Genomic DNA, 11,575 nt, shown 5'->3' with positions numbered 1-11,575 from the left:
TCTGCCGGTTGAATGACCGAATAGCTGAATAGTTCAACACTCTTTAAATCATTTTTTCAAATTTATCCAGCACTAAAAACATGAATTCCTTTGTGGCAGCCAGATATTTGCTCTGCCCGAGCATTTCCTCTTTTTTCTGAACAAACGGCCCATTTGCCATCACATCCCCAAACCGCTTGATCAAACTCAGAATTCTGTCTTCATTTACTTCAGGGTGAAATTGAAGTGCTACAACCCTGCCATTGTAGATAAACCCCTGATTCTTGCAGCCTTCGCTTTCAAAAAGCTGAACGGCCCCTGCGGGAAGGTCAAAAGTCCTGGAGTGCCAGTGAAAAACTGTTATCTCGTCCGGCAGCCCTTCAAGAAATTCCGGCTTATTCTCGCTTCCGGGCGCCTTTACAGGAAACCATCCCATTTCCATGTGCCTATTTTCATATACGTGGGCCCCAAGGATATCGGCAAGCAATTGTGCACCGAGGCAGATTCCCAGTACAGGTTTTCCTGCTTCGATTGCCTGCTTGATAAACGTTTTTTCATCTCTCAGCCAGGGATTTTCTTTATAGTCGTAAACTCCAATCGGGCCGCCCATGATGATAAGAAGGTCAAAAGTATCAAGTTCTGGAGAGCTTATCGTTTCGTAAAAACGGGTTGATTCAAGCCTGTAGTTTTTAGTTTTTGCGTACTCTTCAATGGTGCCGAGGGTATTTATGGAAGAATGCTGGAGAACGTGGATTTTCATAAGAGGTCATTTTTTGTTCTTTCATTTAAATAAATAGTTCAACACTTGTTTAAACCTTAAATGAAATGGATCTGGATAGGTCATACTTTATGCGAATCGGATGTTGTTTTACTCAGGCTGAATAATTGCAGAATAATGTTATTTTCTTAAAAATATTTGCGAAATGTCAGGTGAAATCCAGTACAGACTGCCAATGTGTATTTAACTGTTGGTAAAGTTGTGAGTTAATAAGGTCACTCAATAGTGTAAACTATTTATAGTCAATGCACAAATTAATACACAGTTAAACACTATAATCCAAATTTATAAGTAGAAACACCAACGGGCATGGAAAAGACTCAATTCAGACTTTATAACCATTGAGAGTACTGAAATCTCTGTGCTCTTATTCTTCCTGGTCTGCTTTTTCAGTGGTTTACCATTGGTTTGAGTTATATATCCGAATGAGAAATTAGACTCTACTGATTAACTGCATTTCTTAATGTTTAGTTTATGACTATCATTCTTGTTAATACCTAAATATTTACCATGTTTACGATAAATGTGTAAGTTATAATATATTAATATTTAAACAAATATTTAATTAAAAAGACTTCAATATTCTAACTGTTTAATAGAAAATCTATTGTTGAATAATTTAAAGCGACGGTGTAATAAAAAATGAAATCGTTCAAGAGTGTAAACTACTTATTTTTATCACTGTTCTTACTTTTACTTCTTGGAAGTACAGCATTAGCAACAAATGTTGAGATTAACGGTCAAACACAAGATAAAGTTTCAGAGGGACAGGTAATAAATTATACACTAACAATAAATAATATTTCACCAGCTGCAGATTACATATCTTTTGACACAGATTTGGTTAAAATTGATAATTCTCATTTATATAATATCACAAATTTAAAAGTTACAAGTGACTCCAACAAATTCGATTTCCCGGTTAATGAAAGCACAACAAAAATCGTTGTTAATATTAAAGGGCAAATTCCGCATATATCTGAAGAAAAACAGTATGATGGTGTAACACTCATTAAATATAAAAAAAATACGGGCTATGCTTATGATAGAATCACGCTTATAAATAGCAAAGGAGATCAGATCGAAAGCGTGGAAACACGCCCCTTCGAAATTTCACTTCCGGAAGTTGAATCATTCAGAGAACAAATAAATAAAATAGATGACCCTTTTTTCAAGACCTATCTGCAGGACCTTCACGACAAAGGACTTGTTACAGAGTCAAAAACACTTGCTGATCATTTGACTGAAGATGATGAATGGCCTTCATACTGGTGGCTTATTATAGGTGTGGGTGCGGGCCTAATAATCGGTATTATAATCGGTATAAGAATGAATAACAGCCGAGAGGTTATCGAATGACAGACATGGACGACTCAAGGCAATCTTTAAAATATCCTACTAATCTAACAATCATAGGTTTGGGAGGATGCGGAAAAAAACTTGCTCGTGAGATATGCGATTATGATTGGTTGCTCCACTACTACTCTAAGGGCAGAAACAAACTTAAAATTTATACAATGGATACGGACGCCAATGAATCTGAAATAGATGAGGAGCTGGCAACAAAAATCATGGCGAAAGTAAATAAGTTGGAGAGCGCGGGAAACATCGAATTTAAATCCTACTATCTGCCAGAACTTGCAAATGTTACAAATGTATCCGATTTAACCAGCTCTAAAGTTTCAGCGAGCATAAAGGGATTCCGCTCGATCAATACCTGGTGGTTGAATGATCCCGAAAATGGAGTTACCTTCCAGGGCCTGAAAGGTATTGATCCCTTCATCATGGACGACTTCGGGGGTGGTGTGCATCGCAGAAGGGCTGTCTCAAAAGCTATTCTGTATAAAGTTCTGAGTGAAGGGCAGTCGAATGGATTTCCAACATTTTCGACTACTGAAGCCACAGCTATTATAGTAGGGGTCGGGGGAGGTACTGGCTCAGGCATGTTCATAGATCTTGCAAGATATATCAAGAAAAAACAGGAAAATAAAATATATCTCTTTGCAGTGCTTCCAACAACAAAAGAAGGAAAAAAAGAACAGCTTAATGCTGCCATTTCTCTTACAGAGCTTGAATACTTAAATGTGTTTCGTGATGAGAACCTTTTCGATCATATAATATTTACAACCCTGGGTCCCACGGAATATGCCAACGGACAGCATGAGTTAGAAGCCGTAGGTGACTTTGATTCTGTCTTCCCGCAGATTCTCATTAACTTCTTCCATATAGAGAACAGTGATATTCACCTATGTGACACAAGAAAGCCCTATTCATCTTTTCTGTTTGCTGATTCGCATGTAATCGAATATCCCGTAGAAGAACTTAGGAAATTAAAGAAGCGGTACAGCCAGATTGTTGACGAACTCGGGGAGATTGTTGTTGCAAGGAAAAAAATAAACGAGGCTGTTGAAGGGCTCCTTATTAAGTTCAATATAAATGGAGAATCCGCTCCAACGACTGAAGTCTTTGGGTTCCTAAAAACCGAGTGTGAAAATATCATAAGAGTATGGACAAACGACATCGCAGAACGGCTCAGGTACCACAGCGTGGAAAATATAAAGACATTCATTGGCTATAATATTTCAGATATTCAATTTGATGAGATTGGAACATATAATGAACTGACGTCTTATATTTCACGAGCTAAGTATTCCACTCAAGGCGTTACGCCACCTGAACTCAAAGATGAAACCGATAAAAAATTATTCCGCTTGATTCCAGAAGCTCTCGAGACGCTCGAAAAAACTGCAAGTTTATTCAAACGGGTTGCAGTTGTTGAGAATGAAGAGTGCAGGTCTGTAATGATCAATATCCTGAAAGGAAAACTGGAAATCTCTCCTCTTCATGGAGCGCTGAACGCTAAGAGTCAGGAAATTCAAACTCTGAATACGAAGCTGAAGGTCAACAAGCAAGATATAGCTGAGTTAGATTCTGTTTCCACCGGAGTAGATGAAAACATCAATAATATCTTAAACGATATCGATAGTGACCTTGGGGTCTATGCGCAAACCAACAGGAATATCAAATACCTTCCTGATAAAGAACGAAAGTTGAAAGAAATATTAGATGAATATATAGAAAAACTGAGCACCGGGAAAGTTGTGGGGAGAGATAAAAATAATTGGTTTTTATCTGCAGGCACTAAAAATATTAAAACAGAAATTGAGGCAGTCTCAAAAGATAATGAATATGATCTTGAAAACCTAAGTAAATTTATTGATGCTATCACTAATTATTATTTTTATAACTATATGTCCGAAGAAGTTGAAAAGTTCAGCTTTCGTAGGCTTATATTAGGGAACAAACAGGCACTGAAAAATAAATATAAACAAGAAGCTGGAAAAGCAGAAGATTATATCAATTTAAATAAAAAACAATGGGGTATTCGTCTCGATCCCCCCTTTACTATAGTCATACCGGATAATTTTTTGACTATAGATTTAATTAAAAAGAATGATGAACTTCGAGAACATATAAATAATTTTATATTTACTGATCTTAATAATAATATAAGCACTGAAAAACTAGATGAAATATTCATATCCGATGACAAGGCAAAAATCAGGAAATCTTTGCGAGAGTATCTGAGAGATCTCTATCTGGAAGATGCTAGCTACTTCAAAAAGAAGGAAGAGCTATCTGAATACAAAGAAGGTCTGGAGGGAGAACTCAAAGAAAAGAACCTTCAGCGGAATATGCTTGAAAAAGTCGATGTCTCCATGAACGAAACATATTCAACCCGGGCAGCTTTCGTTCGACATTATGATTCTTTCTATGAACATTTTGAGAACATCAATAAAAAAATAGATATTGCAACGACGAATGGCATATACAAAACTAAACTTGGAAGTGTTAACCCCCAGATACTGTCTCTTGTGGAAGACAAATCTGATATGGGCAACCTTGACATGGATACGAACGGAAAATCAGAGCTTGACAAACTCATAAACCTTGCAAGAGCCAAATATCAGAATTTATTTGACAGTAGAACACTTGGAGTAAATTATTTAAAAATTTCACTAACTGATACCGAAAGATGGACTTTTGATAAAGCTGCTTTAGTTGTATCATCCACCTCCGGATATGTACGTTCTGAACTCATGAAGAGCAAGATCGGCGTAGATATCAATCAGAGCCTGTCTTTGCAGCATCCCAATGATTCCCTGTTTACTACTCACGGACATACGAAACCCTGGGAGATTGCTCTTACCTTTTTTGCCGCATCAAGTTTTCTTGACAATATTTACCCACTTGTAGCTGGAGGAGGGTACTGGGAAATTTATGCAAAGAATAAGGAAAATATCCTGCATCACGTCCTCAAACTTCAGGATGGAAAATACATAACTCGAAATGTTCTCTTAAGTCCAGAAGAAGCAGGAAATATTGCAAATAATGAAAGGATAGAGGAAATACCCCAGCAAATCAAGAACCTTTATGAAGTGAAGCCATTAAAGGAGGCCTTGAAACTTGAGAATAAGTAAAAAAGGTACAGTTTTAGGCCTGGACATCACTATAAATAATACAAATTTAGAAATTATTTTTGTTTTAGTTGGGTTTCTCCTATCTCTTATTTTTTTATATATGAGTAGGTCCTACTGGATAGCAGATACAAAATGGTACGTAAAGCTCACTCTCAGTTTTCTCGTAGCATCTTTTATTTCCAGTGCAATTGGGATGATTCTTGAGCGAAACTCCATAATTGGAGGAATTTTCTTACTTTCAGTGTTCTTGCCATTTTTGTATGTCTTTTACGTAAGTGGATTTTTACTTGTTGACGGATTCATACTTGGAATGTTAGAAGGTGGATACCTAAGTTTTTATTCATATTTTAAAAATTCCTTTGACAGACTTGCGATGTATTTACGTCGGTTGATCATGGCCTTTTTTGTATTTACCTCATTATATCTAATCATTCGAGCTTTTACTACTATGAATGAGTCTTTTCAAGAAATCCCACAAAACGAGATTTCAAAATTTATATTTTTAATAGTAATTTTGTTTATATTTTTGTTCCTTTTGAAGGAGACCATTCACGGTATAAGGGCTTATGATGTATTTGTATATGGTCCATCAGGATCGGGAAAAACATTATTGCTGCTTGCGTTATATGATCAGTTCATAGCTTTTTTAGGAGGTGAAAGAAAAGAATTTATTGTATCGGAAAAAAACAAAGAAAGTTTAAAGATTGGAAATATGCTCGCTGCTCTGGAAAACGGAGAACTACCAAAAAGCAACCTCCGGACAGATCTTGCACTATATAAGTTATCAGGTAAAAAAGGATTTAAGCCTGTAAGAATGAAATTTATCGACTATGGGGGAGAACATACAAAAGATTTTGACTCAACTATATATCAGAAAACAATTGATGACCTTCACGACAGTTTCGGTACAGAAACTGTCGAACTGAATAATAAAATAGAAGATATGAGTTATGTAACGGAATTGCAAAAATCTAATCCTGATAACTTTGCACAGTCTGTGGAGAAAGTTGTTTTTGCCCATATATATAAAAGTTTAGTAAATGCAGGTAAAATCATTTTCCTTGTGGATGGGGATTATATCGTTAATTTCCGTGATGGTGATGGTAAACATAATTTGACAAAACTTTTCGGTCAATACTCACATATCATCAGTACATTTGGGGATGAGAAATCGTATGCGATTGTAGTAACTAAGACTGATAAGTTCGAGGACCTCTCTCAGATTCTTGAAAACTCAAAAGAAGCGGAAGATATAGAACATAAAATATATAAAATGTTTTATGAAATTAACACATTCAAGGAAATTGTGAATAAATCAGAAAAAATACCGATCTATATGTACACCGTTAGTGTGGATGCAACCATGAAACCTCAGATTATGGGATATGGGGATGCAGAAACGCAACAAAAATGTCTAAAAATAAATCCCTGGAGGGTTGTTGAGATTGAAAAATTCAGCTTCTAATCCTCTTGAAGGAACTCCAAAGGATTTTGCTCCTTACGGGATATATAATTCAACGGGCCAGCTATTAAAAGGCAATATACTTTTTGGACAATACACTGAACTGGCAACGCAGCTTGATACAAAAAGGAGTGCTTTCTATTTAAAGTCAAAAGAATACGGAAACGAAGTAATTTTGGGATGTAGTTTGAGTGTAAAAACTGATAATGGAAGAGAAGAAAGAATTGTGTTCATTCAGGTCTACAAAAATTTACATTCCGAAAATAGAGTTAATTCTGATATTCAGTTATTAAAGCAATTTTCTGATATTCAGTCATTAAAGCAGTTATATGAAGGTGTCGAATCTGAGGTAGAGAGACTAGATTTGAAGAAATACAGGTTAGTAGGGCTTTGGGATGAAAAGGATTTTATAAATATAAGAGAAATTCAGATAAATGATGATGTTTTAGAATACACAGCAGGTAAGATTCTTGCTGGCAGAAAAGTATCAGTTAAGGTCTCGGACCTCAGTAGTGGTCTTTCCTTAATTATTAGATTAATTGAAAGATTAAGGTATAGATATACGTTTAGTGTAGATGTTTCTCAGTATCCTTCGGAGACGGAAGTATCTATTAGTTTGATGAAACCGAACCCAGATTTTGAGATCGGAGAAAACGGAAAATACAGAAAATCTTCTGAATCAGAATTATGGGATTTTTATAAAGACCTGAGTAAAGAACCCTTAAAAGATAAAACTTCTCATTCAAAAGGAAGTCAAACTCAATCAGACTTTATAAGCCCTGTTGTAAATAAAATATTAAATGACTCGTTGCATTATCGTAGTCCTTCTGATCTAGTTTTAAACGAATTTGAGGATAAAGAGAAAGTTGAAATATTTCAAGGGTTAGTCAAAAAACCTGCTGATATCAGTAATTCCATTATTAAAAAGGTTCTCTTAGATATATATAACAAAATTGAATCTCCAGAATGTAAAAAAGATCTTTATAAAGTATTAATCTCAAATAATGTATATATTGAAGGCCCAATTAAAGACCTTATAATAGGTATATACAAAGAACATGATGAAGACCTGTTTAATTTGCTCTTTAGTAATACCTCACTGGAGAAATCATCTCTAAACAATTTAGGTGGCAGGCGGGCACAGAACTCTTTAAAAAATTCTAAGTACAAATCTTTTAAGGAAGAAATTAAAAAGGCACTAGAACTATTTGAATATTCAGACAAAATTAGCTTTTTAAAGTTCATTGCCGCTGAAGCGCCTCCAAAGCCAAAAGATGAAGGAAGAATCCTTCTCGGGACTTTGATCGAAGATCTGGTTAGTATCAAAAAAAATGATTTTGTTTTAAAGCTAAGTGAAGACGAAGCTGAAAATCTGGATCAAATTCAAGGTACAGACTACCTGAAAACAAAAAAAACACTAAAACAAGGGAAGAAAAGCAGGAATATCAGAATAATTTTTTATACTAGTGCTCTGTTTATAATCATCATAACTGCATCTTATTTTTATATCTATTTAGCCCCATCTTTATTTCTTTATTTAGAGAAGGCTTTTGATTACTTACTTTCCATTTTTTCATAATTTACAACGGGTTCCAGCCATACATTGCCCATGACCAAAGTATAGCTTAACTTTCTGCTGTTCGTGGAAAGTTTCACTCTCCCAGGCAAACCCGCAGAGTACCCGGCTGAAATAAACGTATTTATATTCCAGTGTGTAGTTATAAAGCTGATCAAGAATGAAGTCTGACACTATAATACGCAGTTTTCTAATAGCCATTTTAGTATCACTTATAGTATTAATTATAGAAGGAGCCTACTACGGACTACGTCTTGGGAATACTGATGTTCTCACTGCTGGTTTTGTCAATAACTATTCAGATTTAACCAGCCCCGTAAACATAATATTCCTTGCTATAATATTCGTCTTAACACTTGTGATGGCCTTAAGTAAAATATCTAAAAAAGAAAGGCCGTAAAAATAGAAAGTGAGGGTTCAAAAAGATTATAAAAACAGGAAAATCCGGCTATGGATGCAGTGGCTTAAAATCTGACAAAAAGCTCATCAGCTTTGTAGTACCAAACCTGAAACAATAAAACCTAAAACAATATTTTTTCCAAGTTTTCGAAAAACTGTCAAGAAATTTATTAAATATAAAACTATTGCTATTTTCAATTTCGTTTTTGCAGAGTATCTGAAGATATCATTTTTTATTCAGCCTAAGGTAACAGGTTACAACCTCTCATTTGCACTGGACTAGAATGATAAAATTTGAGATCTCAATATCGATTAACATAATAATTATATAAATATATAGATAAAACTCCATGTGCCAGGATTAAAGAACCAAAAAGAACAAAATGAGAGTTTAATCCTCTCATCTGTTGCCTTAAGTATTGAACTGAGATTCTGCTTTTTTACTTACGTTTATAAAGGAATACGCTAAGGATACAAGCTATTCCTAAACCGATTTCAAATCCAGGTGTCGATGTAATTTTTTGTTCAGCTTCCGTTCCTTCGTTCCCAGTCTCGTTTTGATTTATATAGTTATTATTAACTGCTCCTGTCTCTGTCTCAGGCTGGGGTTCTGTCACAGTTTCATCAGAGGCTTTTTTTGCTGTGCCTGTTATTGCAAAGGAAGAGAATTCCGGGGTTTTTGCTGTGAAATACAGGAATTTGTCATCTTTTCCTGATGGTTCTACCTCCAGCTGTTCCCATTTTTTCTCTCTGTAACTGTTAAGGGTGATTGAAGCTGGATCGATCTTTTTATCCTCAATCCAGGATTTTTCAACCTTGAAACAAACGGTCGGTTTTTCTATGTTCTTTGAGGTTGCAATTCCACCATTCCCAACCCAAACATTAAAAGATTTGTATATCTCTCCAGAGGGTAATTCGGAAACCAGAGAAGATTTTCCTTTTAACATCTCTACGGTGGTTGTGGTTTTGCCCAAAGTCTTCTTTGCATCAAAGTTCACAGAAACAACGCAGGTTGCATTCTTAGTAAAATCAAACTTTACCTCTTTTCCATTTGTAATGAACACCTGTGAAAGTTCCTTTACTTCAATGTTTTTTGCAGGCTCAGGAGAACCACCTCCTCCACCTCCGCTACCACTGCTTTTACTACCACCGCTCTTGCTGTTTCCGTCACTGTTTGAGTTACTGTCGTCGCTGGAATTGTTTTCCAGTACAGTTATTGTATTAATCAGGTAAGAGAAACCGTTTGCATTATAGATTGTCAGGTTAACAGAATACGTACCAGGAGTCTCATATACATAAACAGGATTCGGGTCACTTGAGTCAGCATTTCCGTCGGAATTGAAGTCCCATGCCCTTGAGGTTGCATTCTGGGAATAATCATTAAACTGTACTTCCAGAGGAGCATACCCCTCGGAAACGTTACTACTGAAATTTGCAACCGGAACCCCCGTTTCTGGAGTGGTCGAATTTGTGACCTTTATGTAACCCGTTTTGTCTATAGAAATATTGCCAGCGGCACTGGTTACCTTTAGAGTAACGTTATATGTGCCAGGTTTCGTAAATGTGTGCGTCGCCTTCATTTCATTTTTAGAGGTAATTCCGTCCCCAAAGTCCCAGAGCCATGAAGCCGAAACTCCATCAATGCCGCTGGCAGTAAATAACACAACTAAAGGTGCAGTTCCAGAAGTTACGTTGGCAGTAAATTCAGCTGCCGGTAGCAAGGTGTTTATGTAATAAAGATCACTCAAATAGATACCATTATTGTCGCTATCGTTAGCTGCTCCCCCACCGTGGTTACTGTCTATTCCCCATACAATAGTGTTCTCGTATATATCAGGTGTAGTGTAAGTCTCTTTTGGATAAATGTAGACTTGAGTGCTTTTTGCGGAAGGAATATCATAAACGTATACACCTGCATAACCAAACTGGTCATCGCCAGATTTTGAATATACGATTTTGTCTCCGTTTATGTTAATATGAGTACCGGTGTCATCTCCCGCATCAGCAATGACATCAGGTCCATATAAGGTATTACCTGTATTATCACTGGTAACATCTATGGTTTTTTTGGTAATAAGGTCATACATTTCAATAAATCCGTCCCTGGAATAGAAGTTTGACCATATTACTTTATTACTGTATATACGGGGACTAAATATCTGGCTAGAAGAGTGTACATTTGTAGTTTCCTTAGTATTAATATCGTAAACAGCTATGGTTCTCCCATCTGTATCCTCATAACCATATGTTATCCTGCTATTATATATGTCAGGACTGTTTCCATCTGCAATTTTGGTCTGTTTGGAAGTTGATATGTCCCGCATATACACGTTGTAATTGTAATTTGATTCATTGTAATCCGCACTCCAAACGATCCTGTTGCCGTAAATAGCAGGTCTGCTGGATTGATCTACATTCTGTGTGATGTAAGTTTTTGCGGCGGTTGATATATCGTATACTGCAAGCCTTGGTGTCCTGCTGCTTTCGTCATGCCACACTAATGTGTTGCCGTAAATAGCCGGATAGGATGCAGCAGAAGAAGTAACTGTAGTGACTGTTCCGGCGGTCAAATCATAAACCTGGATGACACCACTATTTGTCCATACTACTTTGTTACCATAAATAGCAGGATCAGATCCATTACCAATTCTTGTCACCTGTGTCGCTGATGCTAGAGTTGAAATTAAAACTAAAAATATAATAATTAAGGTTGTTGAACCTAAAGCTATTGCACATAGCTTTCTATTAATTTTCATTTACCCTCCCCCACGTAGCTTTTATCTCTCAAAGCCAGAGTACAATTTATATAATCTGTATCTTCAGGCTTTTGGATGAAATTAACAGCCCTTGATTTTCCCGATAATAATATAATTTTGGATCAAAAATATCAAGCTTAATTA

Annotated in this window: 7 protein-coding genes; 4 read left to right on the top strand and 3 right to left on the bottom strand. The window is 36.1% G+C overall.

Annotation, left to right across the window (positions count from 1 at the left end; all coding sequences use genetic code 11):
* Positions 1-43 precede the first annotated feature (43 nt).
* Positions 44-739, bottom strand: coding sequence for a type 1 glutamine amidotransferase (locus MSVAZ_RS12820; protein ID WP_048121535.1), 696 nt, complete (start codon positions 737-739; stop codon positions 44-46).
* A 660-nt stretch (positions 740-1,399) separates the two neighbouring features.
* On the opposite strand from MSVAZ_RS12820, the gene MSVAZ_RS12815 reads away from it, so the two are divergent.
* From MSVAZ_RS12815 to MSVAZ_RS12800, 4 genes are read left to right on the top strand one after another with little or no spacing between them, the layout of a single operon-like run.
* Entirely contained in the window at positions 1,400-2,116 is a 717-nt protein-coding gene (locus MSVAZ_RS12815) for a hypothetical protein (RefSeq protein WP_048121533.1), read from the top strand.
* Positions 2,113-5,238 (top strand): tubulin-like doman-containing protein, encoded by a 3,126-nt coding sequence (locus MSVAZ_RS12810; protein WP_052727976.1) that lies wholly within the window; start codon positions 2,113-2,115, stop codon positions 5,236-5,238. Before MSVAZ_RS12815 ends, MSVAZ_RS12810 begins: the two co-directional genes overlap by 4 nt.
* Entirely contained in the window at positions 5,225-6,703 is a 1,479-nt protein-coding gene (locus MSVAZ_RS12805; protein ID WP_048121531.1) for a hypothetical protein, read from the top strand. The genes MSVAZ_RS12810 and MSVAZ_RS12805 overlap by 14 nt, the downstream gene beginning before the upstream one ends.
* Positions 6,684-8,279: a hypothetical protein gene (locus MSVAZ_RS12800; protein WP_048121529.1), complete on the top strand. Its 1,596-nt coding sequence runs from the start codon at positions 6,684-6,686 to the stop codon at positions 8,277-8,279. Before MSVAZ_RS12805 ends, MSVAZ_RS12800 begins: the two co-directional genes overlap by 20 nt.
* On the opposite strand, the gene MSVAZ_RS20470 is transcribed toward MSVAZ_RS12800, so the two are convergent.
* Complete coding sequence (locus tag MSVAZ_RS20470; RefSeq protein WP_048156873.1) at positions 8,274-8,477, bottom strand: hypothetical protein; 204 nt, start codon at positions 8,475-8,477, stop codon at positions 8,274-8,276. The two genes, MSVAZ_RS12800 and MSVAZ_RS20470, sit on opposite strands and share 6 nt — an antisense overlap.
* Positions 8,478-9,115: 638 nt before the next feature.
* Complete coding sequence (locus MSVAZ_RS12790; protein WP_048121526.1) at positions 9,116-11,431, bottom strand: PGF-pre-PGF domain-containing protein; 2,316 nt, start codon at positions 11,429-11,431, stop codon at positions 9,116-9,118.
* Between the last annotated feature and the right edge of the window lie 144 nt (positions 11,432-11,575).

The organism is Methanosarcina vacuolata Z-761 (assembly GCF_000969905.1).
In the GTDB taxonomy this organism is placed as follows: domain Archaea; phylum Halobacteriota; class Methanosarcinia; order Methanosarcinales; family Methanosarcinaceae; genus Methanosarcina; species Methanosarcina vacuolata.
This window is presented reverse-complemented; position numbering and strand designations above follow the sequence as displayed.